This is a genomic window from Streptomyces zhihengii (genome assembly GCF_016919245.1).
GTDB lineage: Bacteria > Actinomycetota > Actinomycetes > Streptomycetales > Streptomycetaceae > Streptomyces > Streptomyces zhihengii.
Genome location: NZ_JAFEJA010000001.1, coordinates 6,480,491 through 6,499,295, shown reverse-complemented (window position 1 = coordinate 6,499,295; position 18,805 = coordinate 6,480,491). Strand labels below are relative to the sequence as shown.

The window sequence follows — 18,805 nt, the reverse complement described above, 5'->3', positions numbered from 1 at the left end:
CCGCCGCACACCCCCGGGGGTGTGCGGCGGCCCCGTCGCGTGCGGGGGTCAGCCGAGGACGGACCCGCAGGTCGTCCGGCGGGCGTTGGCGGGGTCGAGCGCGTTGGCCACCTCGTGGGCGGCGATCACGTCGACGGTGCCGATGGCCACGTGCTCGGAGAGGTCGAGCGGACACAGGTCCTGGAGCAGCACGTTCCGGACGTCCGGCCCGCTGAGGTACTGCGTGCGCCAGGGCGTGACGACCTCGTCCCAGCGGGTGGCGATGACCGTGTAGCGCACGCCGGGGACGGTGTCGCCGCCCTGGTTGAGCCGGGTGAGGAAGGCGGATCCCGCGACCTGGTCGGCGAGGGCGGGGGTGTGCTCGTCGATCAGGCCGGCGACGCCGGGGAAGTACGGCAGCAGCCGGGTCAGCCCGCCGAGGGTGGTGCCGTGGTTGCTGGGCGCGATGCCGACGAGGGCGTTCACCTCGGCGGCCCCGCCGAGGAACTTCAGGTAGTGACGGGGCATCATCCCGCCCTGGGAATGGCCGACGATGTCGACCTCGGCGGCCCCCGTGGCCCCGCGGACCCGGGCGACGAAGGCATCGAGCTGCGCGGCCGACTCCTCGACCGGGCCGAGGCCGTGGAAGAAGGGCACCCCGGGGAGCTGCCCGTAGTCGAGGGAGAATACGCAGTAGCCGCGCTTCACCAGGTAGGGGGCGAGGACGAGCCAGTTGTCGACGGAGTTCCCGAAGGTCCCGTGGACGAGGACGACGGGCCGGGGGTGGGCCTGGGAGGGCTTGCAGCGGTAGTCGTTCCAGCCACTGGCGGGCGCGGCGGCCGTCGGTGCGGCGGTCGCGGTGACGGCGGGGGTGAGGGCGAGGGCGAACGCCAGCAGCACCGCTGACAGCGGTCTGACGGCACGTTTCCAGGGCAGCATCGGTCGTTCTCCTTGCGGCTCAAGGGAGTGGGGATGACCGAAGTTGCGGTGCGCACGACAACTCTCCAGCCAAATTACGCACGGGTAACCGGGCGTGGGAAGTTACGTGACGGTAAAGCTTCTGCGGGGTGACTCCAGCCCGTCCGGCGATCGGGGGCACGGCCGCAGGCCGTACCGCGACCACGGGCCCGCACGGAGCCGGCACCCCAGCCGCCCCTCCCCACGAGCCGGACCGCCCCGGCGGCTACGCCGCCAGCGCGCCCGGGATCACCGCTCCCGGGCCGAAGCGGGCGCGGGCACGGTCCGCGGCCGCCTCCAGGCGGCGCGCCCGCTCGTCGGCCGGGTCGAACGAGAGCTGCCGGGCGGCCCCCTCCGCCGGCACCAGCCCCTCCGCCCGCAGCGACAGCCCCCGCACCCGCGCCCGTTGCAGCCCGAGCGACTCGTGCATCGCGTACGCCGTCGCGGTGAGGGCCGCCGAGTGGGCGGTCGGCTCGCGCAGCGTGCGCGTGCGGGTGGTCACGGACCGGTCCGCGTAGCGCACGGTGAGGGCGAGGGAGCGGCACACCTGCCGCTCCCCGCGCATCCGCGCGCCCAGCTCCCCGGCGAGGGAGAGCAGCGCCCTGCGGTGCCGGTCCCCGTCCAGCTCGTCGACGTCGAAGGAGCGTTCCGCCGCCATCGACCGCGAGAGCGCGTCGGGCACGACCGCCGTGCGGTCGACCCCGCGTGCCCGCTCCCACACCTCGCGGCCGGCGCGCACGCCCAGCAGCCGCTGGACCACGGCGAGCGGGGCCGCCGCGACCCGGCCCGCGGAGTCGAGGCCGTAGGAGCAGAGCGTGCGGGCGGTCGCCGTGCCCACGCCGTCGAGCGCGGCGACCGGCTTGTCCGCCAGGAAGCCGGCCGTCTCCTGCGCCGTCACCACCCGGGTCGTGCCGGGCACCGCCTCGCGCGCCGCCATCCGGGCGATCATCGGGCCGGGCCCGGCGCCGATCACGCAGTCCACGCCGCAGTGGGCGAGCAGCCGCACCCGCAGCAGGGCGGCGAGTCCGACCGTGTCCCGCCCGAAGTACCGTTCGGCGCCCCGGACGTCGACGAGCGCGGCGTCCGGCGGGAGTGCCTGCACGACGGGGCTGATGTCCTCGGCCACCGCGAGCAGGGCGGGCAGCGCCGCCTCGTACATCGGCGGCAGCAGGAACCGTACGTGAAGGATCATCCCGCGCTCCCGGGGCTCCGGTGCCACAGTTTCCGTCCGGTGGCGGCCTTGTCGCCGGCCGGCTGGAGGTCCGCCCAGGGGTTCATCCGGTAGCCGGTGGGCATCTCGATGCGGCGCCCGTCGTCCCCGGACGCCCCGCCCCCGCCGGACTCCCCGCCACCGGGCTCCCCGTCGCCGGAACCGGCCGGGGGCACGGGTGCGGCGAGGCGGGCGGCGACCGCGTCCAGGCCGCCGGTGCGCCGCAGTTCGGCCAGTTCGGCCAGGTTCCAGGCGGCGGCGCCCACCACGCTGAGGCTGCGCGGGCCCCGGCGCTGCACGACGCCGCGCACCAGCAGCAGCCAGGAGTGGAAGACGGTGTGGGCGCAGGCGGCGTGGCTGTCGTCGAAGAAGGCCAGGTCGACCAGGCCGGTGCCGTCGTCGAGCGTGGTGAAGATGACGCGCCTGCCGGACCGGATCGGCGGCGTCTGGGTGGCCGCCTTGGCGCCGGCGACCAGCACGGTCTGCCCGTGCCGCGCGTCGCGCAGCCGCTGCGCGGAGAGTGCGCCGAGCTCGGCCAGGAAGGCGTGGTGGTCCCCCATCAGATGGCGGGACGCGTCCATGCCGAGGACGCCCAGTTCGGCGCTGAGCCGCTCGGCGTCCCCCAGGTCGGGCAGCCCGACGGGGGCGGTCCGCCGGCCCTGGTCGAGCGGGAGCTGGCCGCCGCGCGAGGCGGTGGAGCGCCCGCCGCGGTGGAGTTCGGCGAGGTGCAGCATCAGGTCGCGCCGGTTGGCGCCGAAGGCGTCGAGCGCGCCGACCTGGGCGAGCCGTTCGGCGACGGGCCGCGAGGGGCGGGCGCGCTGCCAGAAGTCGAGCAGCGAGGAGTACGGCCGCCCCTCCTCGATGCGGGCTGCCTCGTCCTCGCTGATGCCGTGGACGTCGGACAGCGCGAGCCGCAGCCCCCAGCGCCCCTGCTCCCGGCCCGGGGCCTGATCCCGCCCCTGCTCCCGATCCCGGCCCGGCACCTGGTCCCGCTCCTGACCGCGATCCCGGCCCCGCCCCGGGGCCTGGTCCCGGCTCCGGTCCCGACCCTCGTCAGACACCAGTTCGATTCGATGGGCGGCCGCGGACCGGTTGACGTCCAGCGGCAGCACGGGCACCCCGCGCCGCCGGGCGTCCGCCAGCAGCAGGCGCTTCGGGTACATCCCCGGGTCGTGGGTGAGCAGCCCCGCGTAGAAGGCGGCCGGGTGATGGGCCTTGAGCCACGCCGACTGGTAGGTGGGCACGGCGAAGGCGACCGCGTGCGCCTTGCAGAAGCCGTACGAGCCGAAGGCCTCGACGATCTTCCAGGTGCGTTCGACCACGTCGGGCGCGTAGCCCCGCTCCCCGGCCCGCCCGGCGAACCAGACCTTGATCCTGCTCTGCGACGCGGGGTCGGAGAGCCCGCGCCGCACCCGGTCGGCCTCCGCCCGGCCGCAGCCGGTCATGACGTCCACGATCTCGATGATCTGCTCGTGGAAGACGACCACGCCGTAGGTGCCCTCCAGCGCCTCCCTCAGGTCGGGGTGCGGGTAGCGAGCGGGCGCCCGGCCGTGGCGTGCCTCGATGAACGGCCGCACCATGTCGGCGGCGACCGGGCCGGGCCGGAACAGCGAGATGTCGACGACCAGGTCGTGGAAGGTCTCCGGCTGGAGCCGGCCGATCAGGTCGCGCTGGCCCGGGGACTCGATCTGGAAACACCCCAGCGTCTCCGCCGACTTGATGAGGCGGTAGGTCTCCGGGTCGCCGGGCGGCACCTGGCCGGGGTCGTCGAGGTCCAGCTCCTCCCCCGTGGCCCGGCGCACCTCGGCGACCGCGTGCGCCATCGCCGACTGCATCCGCACCCCGAGCACGTCGAGCTTGAGCAGCCCGAGCTTCTCCACGTCGTCCTTGTCGAACTGCGACATGGGGAAGCCCTCCCCGCTGGTGGGCACCACCGGGGTGCGCGTCGGCAGGGAGGCGTCGGAGAGCAGCACGCCGCAGGGGTGCATGGCGACCCCGCGGGGCAGCGCGTCCAGCGCCTCGACCAGGTCCCACAGCCGTCCGCGCTTCTTCAGGTCCTCGGCGACCCCTCGCAGTTCGGGCAGTTCGTCGAGGGCGGCACGGGCGTCGCGCGCCCGGATGTGCGGGAAGGACTTGGCGATCTCGTCGATCTCCGCCGGGTCCATGGACAGGGCCGCGCCCACGTCCCGCACCGCGTGCCGGACCCGGTAGGTCTCGGGCATGGCCACGGTCGCGACCCGCTCCCCGCCGAAGCGGCCGATGATCGCGCGGTAGACGTCGAGCCGGCGGGCCGACTCCACGTCGATGTCGATGTCCGGCAGCACCCGGCGCCGCTTGGACAGGAAGCGTTCCATCAGGAGGCCGTGCTCGACGGGGTCGGCGTGCGCGATGCCGAGGAGATGGTTGACGAGGGACCCGGCGCCCGAGCCGCGCGCGGCCACCCGTACGCCCATGTCCTTCACGTCCCGCACCACCTGGGCCACGGTCAGGAAGTAGGAGGCGAATCCGTGGTGGGCGATGATGTCCAGCTCGTGGTGCATCCGCTCCCAGTAGTCGCGGCGCCCGTCGTAGCCGCGCAGCACCATGCCGGCGGCGGCGCGGGAGGCCAGCACCCGCTGCGCCGTGCGCCGCTCCGCGCCGACGAGCCGGGGCTCGGGGAAGTGGACGCTGCCGATCCCCAGGTCGTCCTCGGGGTCGACGACGGCGGCCTCGGCCGCCTGGGCGGTCATGGCGAGCAGCCGCAGCGCGGTGTCGCGCCGGAAGCCCGCGGCCTCGGCGACCCGCTCGGCGGTGAGCGCCATGGCCGCCGGGTCCTTGAGCCAGCGCTCCCCGCTGTCGAGTCCTCGGCGCGGGTCCACGGGCACCAGGCGGCGGGCCGCGTCGAGCACGTCGGCGACCGGGCCCAGCCCGGGGTCGGCGTAGCGGACGGCGTTGGTGAGGACCGCGCGCACGCCCTGCTCCGCGGCGAGCCCGAGGGTACGGGCGGCCTGGCGCAGCGACCCGGGGCCGGTGCCGGTGCGGCCGTGGTGCACGACCTCCAGGCACAGCCGGTCGCCGTACCGCTCCCGCCAGGGGGCGAGCAGCGCGGCGGCGCGGTCGGGCCTGCCCCGGGTCAGGGCCGCGCCCACGTCCGACGAGGGGCCGAGGAGCACGGTGAGGCCGTCGCCGTGGTTGTCGGACCAGGGCAGCAGCGGACGGCCCGAGGCGTCGGCGTGGGCCGCGGTGATCATGCGGCACAGGTCGGCCCAGCCGCCCCGGTCGCGGGCGAGGAAGACGGCCCGGTGCGCGGACTCGTCGACGAACGCGCCGCCGCGCACCGGTGTGCGCCGACGCTCGGCGGGCCCGTCCCGGCGTTCGCGCTCCCCGACCGCGAGGTCGGCCCCGAACAGGGGGCGCACCCCGTGGCCGGCGCACGCCTCGGCGAAGCGGACCGCTCCCGCGAGGGTGTCGCGGTCCGTCAGCGCGAGGGCGTCCATGCCCCGCTCCGCCGCGCGCTCGGCAAGCCGCTCCGGGTGGGAGGCTCCGTAGCGCACGGAGAACCCGGAAACGGTGTGCAGATGCGTGAACCCTGGCACCCGCGCCTCCTGGATCAGTCCGTCTCACCTCCCCCGTTCTCCACCATAGACCATTTTCGAACACTCGTACGATACATCTCCGCGCGGCTCCCCGGCCCCCGTCCGTACGCCATTCGGACCCGCCCCACCTGCAGGAACACGGCCCCGCACGGAGCGTGGGCGCATGGCTCAGAGATACGACGGACCCCCCGGCGGCACCCCCGGAGACGGGCCGGACGACGGCCCCGGCGACTCCGGGACCGGCTCCCCCGCCGCCCCGCGCCAAGGCCCTCGCACCGGCTTCCTCACCGAGGTCCGGAGCGCCGTGAGCACCCGGGCGGCCCTCCTCGTCCTCGGGGTGCTGGCGCTCCAGATCGCCTTCATCACGTCGTACATCGGCGCCTTCCACGACCCGACGCCGCACCGGATCCCGCTGGCGGTGACCTCCGTCTCGGGCCAGGTGACCGATCAGTCCGTGTACCGGCTGGACCGGCTGCCCGGCGAGCCGCTCGACCCCAGGGCGGCAGCCGACGAGGCGACCGCGCGGCGGCAGATCGAGAACCGCGAGGTGGACGGGGCGCTGATCATCGACCCCCGAGTCACCACCGACCGGCTGCTCGTCGCCGGCGGGGCGGGCTCCTCGCTCGCCCAGGCGCTCACCGCGGTCGTCGCGGAGGCGGAGTCGGCCGAGGGGCGGCGGGTGCGGGTGGTGGACGTGATCCCCGAGGCGCCGGGCGACGCCCGCGGACTCTCCTCGTTCTACCTGGTCGTCGGCTGGTGCGTGGGCGGCTATCTGTGCGCGGCGGTCCTCGCGATCAGCGCGGGCGCGCGGCCGGCGAACGGCTCCCGCGCGCTGATCCGACTGGGCACCCTGCTGCTGTACTCGATCGCCGCCGGCCTGCTCGGCGCGGTGGTCGCCGGCCCGGTCCTGGACGCGCTGCCGGGCAGCGTCTGGGCCCTGTGGGGCCTGGGCACCCTGCTGGTCTTCGCCGTCGGCGCGCTGACCCTGGCCCTCCAGGGACTGGCCGGAATCGTGGGCATCGGCCTGGCGATCCTGGTGGTCGTGGTGGCGGGCAACCCGAGCGCGGGGGGCGCCTACCCCTATCCGCTGCTCCCGCCGTTCTGGCGCGAGATCGGCCCGGCGCTCCCGCCGGGGGCGGGCACCTGGGCGGCCCGCTCGATCGCGTACTTCCGCGGCAACGCGGCGGCGGGCCCGATGTGGGTGCTGTCCGCGTGGGCGGTCGGCGGCGCGGCGGTGACCCTGGCGCTGGCGGTGCTGCGGGGCCGCGGCGGCTCCGGCGCCCGGACCTGACCCGGCCCGCACACCAGGACGACGGCGGGGCCGCCCCCTCGAAGGGGGCGGCCCCGCCGCATGGTCCCGCCGTGGGCGCCGGCCGGCCGGCGCCGCGGTGCCCGGCCGATCCCCTGACCGGGCACCGCGAGCGCCTTCGTCACCGGCCGCCCGCCGTCACGGTGTCAGCCGATCTCCGCACCCGGGACCGAGAGCGCCTCGGTCACCGGCTGCGTACGGCCACCGTCCGTCAGCCGATCTCCGCACCGAACACCGAGAGCGCCTCCGACACCGGCTGCGTACGGCCACCGTCCGTCAGCCGATCTCCGCGCCGAACACCGAGAGCGCCTCCGACACCGGCTGGAAGAACGTCTCCCCGCCCGAGGAGCAGTCGCCGCTGCCGCCCGAGGTGAGACCGATCGCGACCTCGCCCGCGAAGAGCGAGCCGCCGCTGTCGCCCGGCTCGGCGCAGACCGAGGTCTGGATGAGCCCCTCGACGACGTCGCCGTTGCCGTAGTTCACGGTCGCGTCGAGTCCGGTGACCTCGCCGTCGTGGACCTGGGTGGTGGATCCGCTGCGCTGCACCTGCATGCCGACCGTCGCGTCGCCCGCGGACGTGATGGCCTGCGCGCTGCCGTTGTAGAGGTTGACCTCGCTCGGGTGCGCGGTGTCACCGCTGTACTTCACCAGCGCGAAGTCGTTGCCCGGGAACTGGGAGTCGACCATCGAGCCGATGGCCGCGCCGCCCGCCGAGTCCGACCACTCGCTGCCGGTCTCGCCGCAGTGCCCGGCGGTGATGAAGTGGGGCTCGCCGTCCTTGACGACGTTGAAGCCGAGGGAGCAGCGGCCGCCGCCGGAGTGGATGGCGTCGCCGCCCGAGGCGAAGGTCGTGAACTCGCCCGCGGTGCGCTTCAGCTCGGCCTTGGCGCCGAGGCCGTCGACGACCTTCTTCAGCTTGGCGAGCTCCGCGCCCGCGACCGTGCGGTCGGCCGTCACGACGACCTTGTTGGTGACCGGGTCGGTCGCCCAGGAGGTGCCGGGGATGGTGGCCTTGTCGGAGAGCGTCTGGCGCGCGCCGGTCAGTTCGGCCAGCGTGTGCTGGACGATCCGGGCCTTGCCGCCCGCCTCGCGCACGGTCGTCGCGGCGTCCTGGGAGAGGACGTTGACGACGAGGGCCTTCGCCTCGGTGTCGTAGTAGGAACCGGCCTCGTCGGCGCCGAGGTCGGACTTGAGGGAGAGGGCGAGCGTCCCGGCCGCGGGCGCGGTGAGCGCCTTGACCGTGAACTGCTCGGGGTTGTCACTGGCGTTCGCACTCTGGAAGGTGAAACCCGCGGCGAGCAGCGCGACGACGGCGCCGCCGGCGACGGCGGTCTTCCTCCGGGTTATGCGACGGTGCTTCAAAGGTGACCTCCTGTGGGGGGCCGCGCCCGGGACAAGTGGGGTGTCCGGGAGCGGAGGTGGACGCGCCCACTATTCCGAGGCGTCGCACTCGCACACAAGGCCGACTTCTGGACGGGCACACGACAACACGGTTGCGTTCACAGCGCCTTCACGAAATGGGCTCCTGTCATGGGCGGCCCGCCCATGACAGGAGCCCCCGCCCGGTGGTCCGGGCGGGGGCTCCTCGTCGGTCCGGGCACGGGGCTCCCCGCCCCTGGCCGCAGCCGGCTCAGTACACGCTGACCCCGTAGGCGCTGAGCGCCTCGGTGACCGGCTGGAAGAACGTCGTGCCGCCGGTCGAGCAGTTGCCGCTGCCGCCGGAGGTCAGGCCGATGGCCCGGCTGCCGGAGTACAGCGGGCCGCCGGAGTCGCCCGGTTCGGCGCAGACGTTGGTGCGGATCATGCCGTAGACGACGTCGCCGCCGCCGTAGTTGACGGTGGCGTTGAGGCCGGTGACGGTGCCGCTGTGGGTGCCGGTGGTGGAGCCCCGGCGGGTGACGGACATGCCGACGGTCGCGTTGGCCGCGCTGGTGATGTCGACGCTGCCGACGGTGCCCGGGTGGGCCAGCGAGGTGTTGGAGTAGCGCACCAGTCCGTAGTCGTTGCCGGGGAAGCTCGACCCGGCCGTGGGCCCGATGGCGGTGGTCCGGGCGGAGTTGGTGTACCAGGTGCCCGCGCCGTCGGTGCAGTGTCCGGCGGTCAGCAGGTAGTAGGTGCTGCCGCTGCGGACGTTGAAGCCGAGCGAGCAGCGCCAGCTGCTGGCGTAGATGGCGTCGCCGCCGGCGATCAGCTTGGAGAAGGTGCCCGGGGTGCGTTCGATGCGCAGGGCGCCGGCCTGCGGGCCCGCCTCGCGCTTGATGGCGGCGATCTCGGCGCGGGAGACGGTCGAGTCGGCGGTGACGACCAGGGTCCCGGTGGCCTGGTCGACGTGCCAGGCGGTGCCCGCCACGTCGGCGGCGAGCACGGCGTCGCTCGCGGCGGCGAGCTGCGCCGCGCCGAACGTGACCGGCTGGTCGGCGTTCGCGGTGGCGGTGGGGACGGCCAGCGCCGCGGCGGCGATCAGGCCGGTGGCGACGGCGAGCAGACGGGTGCGTCTGCCGGAGGTGCTGCGGGGGTTGGTGCGCTTGATCCTCACGTGTCGTTCCTCCCGAGGGGAAAGGGGGCCCGTTCGTGGGGTCGGGGCCCGTGAGGCGCAGCCGGCGGGCACGGTGCCGTCCGTTTCCGGACAACTCGTGCCCCGGCAAGCGCTGGTCGGGAGTATTCGCGGCGTCAACCGACCGCACAAGGGAGGGAAGGCCGCGCAAGGGCGGATTCCGGCCGCTGTTCGCGGGCACGGCGGAACGCCCCGGGTGCCGTCGGCTCCCGGGGCCTTCCGCGTGGCGTCGTGCCCGGTCGTCCGGTGGGACGGATCAGGCGCCCGCCAGGTTCCGTTCACCGGCGGCGACCGCCACCGGGAGGGTGTTCCCGGGCGGCGGGAAGGGGCAGATGAAGTGGTCGGCGAAGGCGCACGGCGGCAGCAGCACGCGGTTGAGGTCGACGTCCACGGTGAGGTCGTCGGCGGGGGCCCCGGGCCGCAGGAAGCGGAACCGGTAGCTGCCGTCGCCGCTGGTGGCGTCGGCGAAGACCGCCCACAGGGAGCCGTCGGCCTCGACGGCCGCCCGGAGGGTGTGCTCGGCGCCGTCGAGCGCGAAGACGATCTCGCCGCCGAGGCCGAGCCCCCGTGCGCGTCCGTCCGCGTTCTCCACCCGGACGCTGTGCTGCTCCCCGTACGGCCGGAAACGTCCGCGGACCGCCCAGCGGGGGTCGTACGGGGTGGCCTCGATGCCCCGGAAGGCCCGGCGGGCCGGCGCGTGGGGGTCGAAGTCGCGTACGGCCCACAGCCCTTCACGCCGTATCACGACCAGCCGCCGGTCGCCGTGGGCGACCCGGGAGGCGGGGATCGGCGCGTGGTCGGCGGCGAGGGCGACGGTGCCGGTGAACGGCTTGCCGTCGAGGGTGACGCCGTCCTCGTCGCCGGCGGTCAGCAGCACCTGCTCGCCCTCGTCCGTCCAGATGCCCGGGACGGCCGGAATTCGACCCTCGGGGTGGTCGGCGAGCCAGTGGGTGCCCGTCAGGGAGAGGGGACCGTACGGCTCGGAGACGCTCGCGACGCGCTGTTCGTGCCATTCCTGCCAGTTCCGCCGTGCGTCCCGGGCGGATGCGTCCGTGCTCATGCGGTCAACCCTTCCACACCGGTCCCGGCCAGACCGAGGTGCTCGCGCAGCGTGGTGCCGGTGTACCGGGTGCGGAACACGCCGCGTTCCTGGAGGAGCGGCACGACCGTGTCGACGAAGTCGTCGAGGCCGCCCGGGGTCAGGTGGGGCACCAGGATGAAGCCGTCGGCCGCGTCCCGCTCGACGAACTCCGTCATCGCGGCCGCCACCGTCGACGGGGTGCCGATGAACGACTGGCGGCTGGTGGTCTCGATGACCGTCTGCCGGATCGACAGCCCCTTCTCCTCGGAGAGCGCGCGCCAGCGGGCCGCCGCCTCGAACGGGTCGGCGTGGCGCACCCGGCCCTGGACGAGGGCGGACTCCGGGTCCGGGTCGACGGCGGGCAGCGGTCCGTCGGGGTCGTACGCGGAGAGGTCGCGGCCCCAGACGAGTTCCAGCGCGTGGATGGCGTTCTGCGGGGAGATCTGCTGCCGGCGGATCTCCGCGGCCCGCTCCTGGGCGTCGGCGTCGGTGTCCCCGAGGACGACGGTGACCCCGGGCATCAGCTTGAGGTCCTCCTCGCGGCGGCCGTACCCGGGCAGCCGGCGCTTGACGTCGCGGTAGAAGGCCCGGCCGGCCTCCAGGGTGCCGTGGCGGGTGAAGATGATGTCGGCGGCGGAGGCGGCGAACTCCCGTCCCTCGTCGGAGTCCCCGGCCTGGATGACCACGGGACGGCCCTGCGGGGAACGGGGCGGGGCGCTCTCCCCGGCGATCGCGAAGTGGTCCCCGGACCAGGCGAAGGACCGCGGCCCCTCGCCGGCCGCGTCCCACAGCGCGCGGGCCGCGGCGACGAACTCGGCGGCCCGGGTGTAGCGGTCGGCCCGGTCGAGGAACCCGCCGCGCCGGAAGTTCTCGCCGGTGAACGCGTCGGACGAGGTGACGACGTTCCAGGCGGCGCGGCCGCCGCTCAGCAGGTCCAGCGAGGCGAGGCGCCGGGCCAGTTCCCAGGGCTCGTTGAAGGTGGCGTTGACGGTGGCGGCCAGGCCGAGCCGGTCGGTGACCGCCGCGAGGGCGTTCAGCACGGTGATCGACTCGGGCCTGCCGACGACGTCGAGGTCGTGGACGCGGCCCTTGTGCTCGCGCAGCCGCAGCCCCTCGGCGAGGAAGAAGAAGTCGAAGAGTCCGCGCTCCGCGGTGCGGGCGAGGTGGACGAAGGAGGCGAAGTCGATCTGGCTCCCGGACCGGGGGTCGGCCCACACGGTGGTGTTGTTGACCCCGGGGAAGTGGGCGGCGAGATGGATCTGCTTGCGGGGCCGTGTCGGGCCGGCGGTCATGAGACTCCCCCGGTGGTGGCGTACTGGCTGGCGGGGCGGGCGAGCCGGAGATGCCCGCGCAGGGTGGTGTCCTCGTACCGGTCGCGGAACAGGCCCCGCTCGCGCAGGGCGGCGACGGTGCCTCGGGTGAACCGGGCGAGGCCGGTGTCCGGGGCGAGGGGCACGAGGTGGAAGCCGTCCACGGCACCGCCGGCGTGCCACCGGGCGATCAGGTCCGCGAGTTCGGCGGGGCTGCCGCCGAAGTGTCCGCCGTCCGGCGCGGAGGCGGCGGGCCCGTCCCCGAGGTCGACGACGAGGGTGGCGAGGATCCGCAGCGCGCCCGGGTCGCGGCCGTGGGCGGCGGCCCGGGCCCGCAGGTCGGCGCCGAGGGCGGCCGCCTCCTCGGCGGTGCGGGCCCGCAGCAGGGCGACGTCGGCGTGGCGGGCGGCGGTGTCCCGGCTCACCGCCGCCGACGCGTCGACGACGGTGACCGGATGGCCCTGCGGCGGCCGGGGCACGATCGACGGCCCCCGGATGCCGAAGGCCGTGCCCCGGTAGTCGACGTAGTGGAGCTTGTCGCGGTCGACGAAGCGGCCTGTCGACGTGTCGCGTATCTCGGCGTCGTCCTCCCAGCTGTCCCACAGCAGCCGGGAGACCTCGGCGACCTCGCCCGCCTCCGCCCAGGCGGCCGCGGGGCCGAGGGTCTCCCGGCGGCCGACGAGCCGGTTCTCGGCGGCCGATGTCGACACGTCGACACGCCAGCCCGCCCGCCCCCGGCTGACCCAGTCGAGGGTGGCGACACCCGCCTGCACGTGGAACGGCTCGGTGTGGGTGGTGGTCACGGTGGGCACCAGGCCGATCCGGCCGGTCTCCGGCGCGATCCGGGCGAGTGCGCCGAGCGCGTCGGGCCCGGGGCCGCCGAAGGAGTCGGCCAGGGTGACGAAGTCGAGCAGCCCCTCCTCGGCGGTCCGGGCGAGCCGGACGAGCCGGCCGGTGTCGTCATGGGGCGGTCCGCCGATCTCGGCGGCGAGGTGGAGCGGGGCGGGGGCTGGCATGGGACGGCCTTTCGGTGGCGGCGGGGTCGGTCTGCGGGGTCAGTCCCGCGGCTTGGGCAGACCCGGCGGGTTGATCTCCGACTTCGGGACGGCCTCGCTCGCCAGCCCCCAGCGGTCCAGCACCTTGGCGTAGGAGCCGTCCGCGATGACGTGGTCGATCGCGGCGGCGTACGCCTCGACCAGGCCGCTGTCCTTCTTGGTGGTGGCCGCGATCTTGCCCTGCACCTGGTCGCCGCCGCCGGAGAGCTTGCCGGCGATCTCGGTCTGGCCGGCGGAGGCGACGTGGTACGCGGCGGACGGGTGGGGGCCGAGGTGGGCGTCGATCCGTCCGGACTGGAGGGCGAGGTAGTAGTCGGTGTCCTTCTGGAAGTACACGATGTCCACCGGCTCGCGCCCGGCCTTCTCGTTCTGCTCGCTCCAGTCGACCAGGATCTTCTCCTGGTTGGTCCCGGAGGAGACCGAGATCTTCTTGCCCGCGACGTCGGCCGGGCCCTTGACGGCCCCGGCGCCCTTCTTGGTCTCGAAGGCCAGGTCGTCGAGCCGGTAGGTGGCGAAGTCGTACTTCTCCTTGCGCTCCTCGGTCACGGTGACGTTGGAGAACACGGCGTCGAACTTGGAGCTGTCCAGGCCGACGAAGAGGTTCTCCCAGGAGACCGCCTCGAACTCGACCTTCAGCCCGAGGGTGTCGGCGACCAGGGTCGCCAGGTCGATCTCGGACCCGATGCGGGTCTTGTCGTCGGTGGCGTAGAAGCCGAGCGGGGGCGAGGCGTCGGCGCTGGCGCCGATGCGCAGCGTGCCGCGCTCCCGGATCGCGGCGGGCAGCTTCGCCGCCGCGGCGTCGTTCTTCTTGCCGCGGATGCGGTCCTGGTCGGGGCCGATGTTGATGCCCGCGCCCTGGTGGCCCTCGGGCCGGACGGTGTTGTCGGCGGCGTCGCTCGTCCCGCAGGCGGCGAGCGTGGCGGAGGCGACGAGGGTGGCGGCGGCGGTGAGAAGGGTGCGGCGGGACGGCACGGCGTGCTCCTTGCGACGAGAGGCCGGATGGCCGGGAAGGCGGGACGGAGGAGAGGAGAGAAAGGAGGGAGAGGAGACGGACGGGAGGGAGGGCCGGTGGGCGGGGGCGCTCACAGGACCTTGGAGAGGAAGGCGCGGGTGCGCTCCTCGCGGGGGTGGTCGAGCACCTCGCCGGGCGGGCCCTGTTCGACGATCCGGCCGTCGTCCATGAAGACGACGGTGTCGGCGACCTCGCGGGCGAAGCCGATCTCATGGGTGACGACGATCATGGTGGTGCCCTGGGCCGCCAGGTCCTTGATGACGTCGAGGACCTCGCCCACGAGTTCCGGGTCGAGCGCCGAGGTCGGCTCGTCGAACAGCAGCAGCTTCGGTTCGAGGGCGAGCGCGCGGGCGATGGCCACCCGCTGCTGCTGACCGCCCGAGAGCTGCTTCGGATAGGCGGTCGCCTTGTCGGCGAGCCCGACGCGCGCCAGCAGCTTCTCCGCCGCGGCGACCGCCTCCTTGCGGGGCCGGCCGAGGGCGGAGACGGGGGCCTCCACGATGTTGTCGAGGACCGTCAGGTGCGGGAAGAGGTTGAAGTTCTGGAAGACGAAGCCGATCCGGGTGCGCTGCCTGAGCACCTCCCGCTCGGGCAGTTCGTACAGCTTGTCGCCGGAGCGGCGGTAGCCGATCAGGGTGCCGTCGACGCTGACCCAGCCGCTGTCGACCTTCTCCAGATGGTTGATGGTGCGCAGCAGCGTCGACTTGCCCGAGCCCGACGGGCCGAGGACGACGGTGACCTCCCCGGCGCGCACGTCGAGGTCGATGCCGCGCAGCACCTGGAGCGAGCCGAAGCTCTTGTGGACGGACCGGACTTCGACCATGGCGTCGCTCATCGCGCTGCTCCCTTGGCGTAGTGGCGTTCGACGTAGTGCTGGAGGACGGAGAGCGCGGTGGTCAGCAGGATGTACCAGACGGTGGCGACCATCAGCAGGGGCACGACCCGGCCGTTGCGTCCGTAGACGACCTGGACCTGGTAGAAGAGTTCGCCGATCGCCATGACGGAGACGATCGAGGTCCCCTTGAAGAGCGAGATGATCTCGTTGGCGGCGTTCGGCAGGATGGAGCGCATCGCCTGCGGCAGCACGATCCGGCGGACCTGCCGCAGCCGCGGGATGCCGAGCGCGGCGGCGGCCTCGGTCTGCCCGCTGTCCACCGAGAGCACACCGGCGCGCACGATCTCGGCCGCGTAGGCCGCCTGGTGCAGCGCGAGCCCGAGGACGGCGGCGCTCATCGCGCCGACCAGGCCCATGGTGTCGAAGGAGACGAAGCCGGGCCCGAACGGGATGCCGAACTGGAGCTCCTTGTAGAGGTAGGCCAGGTTGAACCAGAACAGCAGCTGGACGATGAGCGGGATCGACCGGAACGCCCAGATGTAGGTGAAGGCGACACCGGAGAGGAAGCGGCTGCGGGACAGCCGCATGAAGGCGAGCAGGATGCCGAGGGCGAAGCCGATGGCGGTGCCGTAGAAGGTGAGCTGGAGGGTGACCCAGACCGCCTTGACGACGGTCTCCGCGGTGAAGAACCGGGCGAAGACGTCCCATTCCCAGCCGGGGTTGGTGATCAGTCCGTGGGCGAACTGGGCGACGATCACCGCGGTCGCGGCGACGGCGACCCAGCGCCAGGGGTGGCGCAGACGCACGATCCGCAGCTGCGGTGCGCCGTCGGCGGCGGGTGCGTCGTCGCCCGGACGGGCCGTGGCGGCGTCCGGGGGGTCCGGTGGGAGGGGCCCGGCGGTGGGCGGATCGGTCGCGAGGGACATGGCGGTTCCCGGGGTGTGCGGTGAAGGGACGGGGGTCGGGGCGGGCGCCTCCCGCGGCGGTGCGCCGGGCGGGTGCCGGCCGTGCGGTACGGCGGTGGTGCGGGGCGGGGCGTCGGGCTGGCCCGCGGGGCAGGGCACCCGGTGGCCGCGGTTGCGGTACGGCGGTGGTGCGGGGCAGGGCGTCAGGCGGGCCTGCGGGCCGCCTCGCCGGTGCCGGGACATTCCAGGTCCCGCAGGAAGCGGAGCGCGGCCCGCGCGGTGGCGTCGTTCTGCCGGAACGCCGGGCCGCCGGTGCGCGGCCGGGTGAAGGCGCCGCCGCCGCGCGCCGTGGTGTGCGGGCCCAGGGCGAAGCGGCGCGGGTGCGCCCGCCCCGCGCGGTCGAGCACCCGCCCGTCGGCGGGGTCCACCGCGAGCAGCCCGCTGCCGCCGACCGCCGCGCCGTCCTCGTACAGGGACCGCATCAGCGGGCTGCGGGTCAGCTCCTGGGTCGGGTCGGGCAGCCGGGCCTCGACGAGGGCGCGGGCCTCGATCCGCTCGCCGGGCAGGGTGGCCCCGGTGGCGGTGAACACCCCGCGTTCCTCGTCCGTGCCGACCGCGATGTCCGGACCGGCGAAGCGGACCACGCCGGCCCGTGACAGGGCCAGCAGCTGGCGCAGCCGGGGCCCCGGCGGGCCGGAGGCGAGGTAGCTGAAGAAGCCGTGCCAGCCGCCGCCGATGTCGCCGCCCAGGGTGAGCAACTGGCCGTAGACCGAGAGCAGTCCGTGGAAGACGGCGAGGTCGGGACTGTACCGGGGGTCGTGGCGGCGGTCGAGGTCGGCGGCGACATGGGCGCGCAGCTCCTCCTGGAGCGCCTCGGCGGAGGTGTGGCGCACTCCGGCGAGCGGGCGGTCGAGCGCGGCGAGGTCGAGCCGGTCGGCGGGGTCGGGGACGGCCGCGGCGGCGAGCGCGGTGAGCTCGGCGCTGCCCGGCCGTGCGGCGGCGTACGCCTCCTCGAAGGCCGGCCAGGGCAGCGAGGTGCGCTCGGGGTGGGCGGTGAACAGCCGGTGGTAGTGGGCCCAGCCCAGCTCCTTGCCGACCAGCGGCCAGATGTCGCGCCCGAAGTCCGGGGCGGCGCGGCGGCTCCTCAGCTCGGCGATCTGCTCGGGCCCGAAGAAGCGCGGCAGCGGCGGGCGTTCGGCGGTGGTGTAGCCGATCTTGGAGCGGTACGGCACGCCCCGGCGGGAGCCCACCCACAGCACCGGTTCGCGCCCCGACGGCAGGTACTCCCCGTCGTGGTGGCGGCCGCCCCGGCCCTCGGTGAGCAGCACCATGAGGTCGACGAAGGCGAGCCCGAATCCGCGGACGATGACCGGCTCGCCGGCGGGCAGGGCACTCAGATCGGCGTCGGCGGTGAAGTCGGGCGGCAGGTGGAGCAGCCCGTGGCGCCGGGCGAAGGCGGCCAGGCGCCGCTGCTCGCCGTCCGGTTCGGCGTCCAGGTGGCCGAGGGTCAGCACCACCAGGTCGGCCTCCAGGGGGAGGTCGCGTCCCTCCAGCCGTACGCGCTGCCGCCCGCCGGGCGGGCCCTCGACCCGCAGGGCGGTGGTGCGGTGCTCGTGCACGGTGACGCTCGGGGGCAGGGCGGCCACGGCCCGCTCGTACACCCAGCGCAGGTACGCCGACTGCTCCCGCCGGGTGGGGAAGCGCTGCCCGTCGGTGCCAGACCACTCGGCGTAGGTGGGGCCGGGCACCACGGGGCCGTCCTGGAGGACGGTGTCGTCGGTGAACATGGTGACGTCCTCGGCCATGGAGTTCATCCACAGCAGGGGCGACTGGTCGTCGCGCCATATCCGTCCGCCGCCGGGCGGGTGGGGGTCGACGAGGTGGACGTCCAGGGGCCGTTCGCCGTACAGCTCGGGCAGGCTGGCCGCGAGTCTCTCCAGGACGCCGGTCCCCCGCGGCCCGGCGCCGATGATCACGAGGGAGGTCACCGGGCACCGACCGTGCCGCGCGCGTAGTGCTTCTCGACGTAGTGCTGCCCCACCGAGAGGATCGTGGTGACCGCGGCGTACCAGATGGTGGCGACCAGCAGCAGGGGCACCACCTGGTAGGTGCGGTGGTAGACGAGCTGCACGGAGTAGAGCAGGTCCTGCACGGCGATGATGCTGACGATCGAGGTGCCCTTGAGGGTGCCGATGAGCATGTTGCCGGCCGGGGGCACGATGGCGCGCATGGCCTGCGGCAGCACGATCCGGCGCAGCCGCCGGCCGCGCCCGAGGCCGAGCGACTGGGCGGCCTCGATCTGGCCGGGCTCGACGGAGAGGATGCCGCCGCGGACGACCTCCGCGGCGTAGGCGGCCTCGTGGAGGGTGAGCCCGATGACGGCGATGGTCACCGGACCGAGCAGGTCGACGGTGCGCACGCCGAAGATCTGCGGGTACAGGGCGCCGATGTTGAACCAGAACAGGAGCTGCACCAGCAGCGGTGTGGAGCGCAGCAGCCAGATGTACCCGCGGCTGACATGGGCGAGCACCGGGTTGGCGGACAGCCGCATCACGGCGAGCAGGGTGCCGAGGGCGAAGCCGAGCACCATGACCACGGCGGTCAGCCAGAGGGTGAGTCCCAGGCCGCGCAGCACGGACGCGGAGGTGAAGTACTCGCCGACGACGGGCCACTGGAAGGCGTCGTTGCGGACGACGGAGGTGCCGACGACCGCGAGCAGCAGCAGGACGACGGCAGCGGCCAGCCACTGCCCCGTCCTGCGCGCCGGCACGATGCGCGGCGGGGACGGGTCGTCGGTCTTGACGGGAGGCGACACGGGGAGGGCGTCGGTGGGCACGGCCATGCGAAGGCTCCGTGGATGCAGAGATCGAACACGGGTGGTGCCTTCACGGGACACGTGCGACCGCGCCCCTCAGCAGCGGTCGTGAGCCCCGAGGTAAGCGGCCCGGCACCCGTTCTGTCAAGCCTGTCCGGACTGTGGGCGCCTGACCGCCCGGCAGTTGACGCGGATACGAGAAGCCTGC

14 protein-coding genes are annotated in these 18,805 nt (G+C 74.4%); 1 reads left to right on the top strand and 13 read right to left on the bottom strand.

The genetic code is table 11. From position 1 onward, the window contains the following. Positions 1-48: 48 nt before the first annotated feature. The 3 genes from JE024_RS27685 to JE024_RS27675 all read right to left on the bottom strand — a co-directional run bounded on the left by JE024_RS27685 (position 49) and on the right by JE024_RS27675 (position 5,721). Complete coding sequence (locus JE024_RS27685) at positions 49-918, bottom strand: esterase/lipase family protein (protein ID WP_205376184.1); 870 nt, start codon at positions 916-918, stop codon at positions 49-51. Positions 919-1,162: 244 nt separating this feature from the next. After that, entirely contained in the window at positions 1,163-2,128 is a 966-nt protein-coding gene (locus JE024_RS27680) for a DNA polymerase Y family protein (RefSeq protein ID WP_205376183.1), read from the bottom strand. Beyond that, entirely contained in the window at positions 2,125-5,721 is a 3,597-nt protein-coding gene (locus tag JE024_RS27675) for a DNA polymerase III subunit alpha (protein WP_205376182.1), read from the bottom strand. Before JE024_RS27675 ends, JE024_RS27680 begins: the two co-directional genes overlap by 4 nt. A 163-nt stretch (positions 5,722-5,884) precedes the next feature. On the opposite strand from JE024_RS27675, the gene JE024_RS27670 reads away from it, so the two are divergent. After that, positions 5,885-7,012 carry an ABC transporter permease gene (locus tag JE024_RS27670; protein WP_244883095.1) on the top strand — a complete coding sequence of 376 codons (1,128 nt, stop codon included), beginning with the start codon at positions 5,885-5,887 and terminating at the stop codon, positions 7,010-7,012. A gap of 294 nt (positions 7,013-7,306) precedes the next feature. Here the strand turns inward: JE024_RS27670 and JE024_RS27665 are convergent, their stop codons facing one another. From JE024_RS27665 to JE024_RS27620, 10 genes are all read right to left on the bottom strand, one after another. Further along, on the bottom strand, positions 7,307-8,392 hold the full coding sequence (locus JE024_RS27665) for a S1 family peptidase (RefSeq protein ID WP_205376181.1): 1,086 nt from the start codon (positions 8,390-8,392) through the stop codon (positions 7,307-7,309). 268 nt (positions 8,393-8,660) lie between these two features. Beyond that, on the bottom strand, positions 8,661-9,566 hold the full coding sequence (locus JE024_RS27660) for a S1 family peptidase (RefSeq protein WP_205376180.1): 906 nt from the start codon (positions 9,564-9,566) through the stop codon (positions 8,661-8,663). A gap of 274 nt (positions 9,567-9,840) precedes the next feature. Then, complete coding sequence (locus tag JE024_RS27655; protein ID WP_205376179.1) at positions 9,841-10,644, bottom strand: DUF1684 domain-containing protein; 804 nt, start codon at positions 10,642-10,644, stop codon at positions 9,841-9,843. After that, a complete protein-coding gene (locus tag JE024_RS27650; protein ID WP_205376178.1) occupies positions 10,641-11,957 on the bottom strand; it encodes an NtaA/DmoA family FMN-dependent monooxygenase in 1,317 nt (438 codons plus the stop codon). Before JE024_RS27650 ends, JE024_RS27655 begins: the two co-directional genes overlap by 4 nt. Continuing rightward, the gene (locus JE024_RS27645; RefSeq protein ID WP_205376177.1) at positions 11,954-12,991 is read right to left on the bottom strand and encodes an LLM class flavin-dependent oxidoreductase; all 1,038 of its coding nucleotides are present in this window, start codon (positions 12,989-12,991) and stop codon (positions 11,954-11,956) included. Before JE024_RS27645 ends, JE024_RS27650 begins: the two co-directional genes overlap by 4 nt. Before the next feature lie 39 nt (positions 12,992-13,030). After that, positions 13,031-14,002, bottom strand: a complete 972-nt coding sequence (locus JE024_RS27640; protein WP_205376176.1) for an ABC transporter substrate-binding protein — start codon at positions 14,000-14,002, stop codon at positions 13,031-13,033. A gap of 110 nt (positions 14,003-14,112) precedes the next feature. Continuing rightward, positions 14,113-14,865 (bottom strand): amino acid ABC transporter ATP-binding protein, encoded by a 753-nt coding sequence (locus JE024_RS27635; RefSeq protein ID WP_205376759.1) that lies wholly within the window; start codon positions 14,863-14,865, stop codon positions 14,113-14,115. 8 nt (positions 14,866-14,873) lie between these two features. Continuing rightward, positions 14,874-15,803, bottom strand: coding sequence for an amino acid ABC transporter permease (locus JE024_RS27630; protein WP_205376175.1), 930 nt, complete (start codon positions 15,801-15,803; stop codon positions 14,874-14,876). Between the two features lie 182 nt (positions 15,804-15,985). Further along, positions 15,986-17,770: an FAD/NAD(P)-binding protein gene (locus JE024_RS27625; protein ID WP_244883094.1), complete on the bottom strand. Its 1,785-nt coding sequence runs from the start codon at positions 17,768-17,770 to the stop codon at positions 15,986-15,988. Then, positions 17,767-18,624: an amino acid ABC transporter permease gene (locus JE024_RS27620; protein ID WP_205376174.1), complete on the bottom strand. Its 858-nt coding sequence runs from the start codon at positions 18,622-18,624 to the stop codon at positions 17,767-17,769. The genes JE024_RS27625 and JE024_RS27620 overlap by 4 nt, the downstream gene beginning before the upstream one ends. Positions 18,625-18,805: the final 181 nt, after the last annotated feature.

Bases quoted from the DNA above. Each gene is read 5' to 3' on its own strand.
- JE024_RS27650 (WP_205376178.1), bottom strand. From the start codon at position 11,957: ATGACCGCCGGCCCGACACGGCCCCGCAAGCAGATCCATCTCGCCGCC.
- JE024_RS27630 (WP_205376175.1), bottom strand. From the start codon at position 15,803: ATGTCCCTCGCGACCGATCCGCCCACCGCCGGGCCCCTCCCACCGGAC.
- JE024_RS27670 (WP_244883095.1), top strand. From the start codon at position 5,885: ATGGCTCAGAGATACGACGGACCCCCCGGCGGCACCCCCGGAGACGGG.
- JE024_RS27620 (WP_205376174.1), bottom strand. From the start codon at position 18,624: ATGGCCGTGCCCACCGACGCCCTCCCCGTGTCGCCTCCCGTCAAGACC.
- JE024_RS27680 (WP_205376183.1), bottom strand. From the start codon at position 2,128: ATGATCCTTCACGTACGGTTCCTGCTGCCGCCGATGTACGAGGCGGCG.
- JE024_RS27685 (WP_205376184.1), bottom strand. From the start codon at position 918: ATGCTGCCCTGGAAACGTGCCGTCAGACCGCTGTCAGCGGTGCTGCTG.
- JE024_RS27635 (WP_205376759.1), bottom strand. From the start codon at position 14,865: ATGGTCGAAGTCCGGTCCGTCCACAAGAGCTTCGGCTCGCTCCAGGTG.
- JE024_RS27655 (WP_205376179.1), bottom strand. From the start codon at position 10,644: ATGAGCACGGACGCATCCGCCCGGGACGCACGGCGGAACTGGCAGGAA.
- JE024_RS27645 (WP_205376177.1), bottom strand. From the start codon at position 12,991: ATGCCAGCCCCCGCCCCGCTCCACCTCGCCGCCGAGATCGGCGGACCG.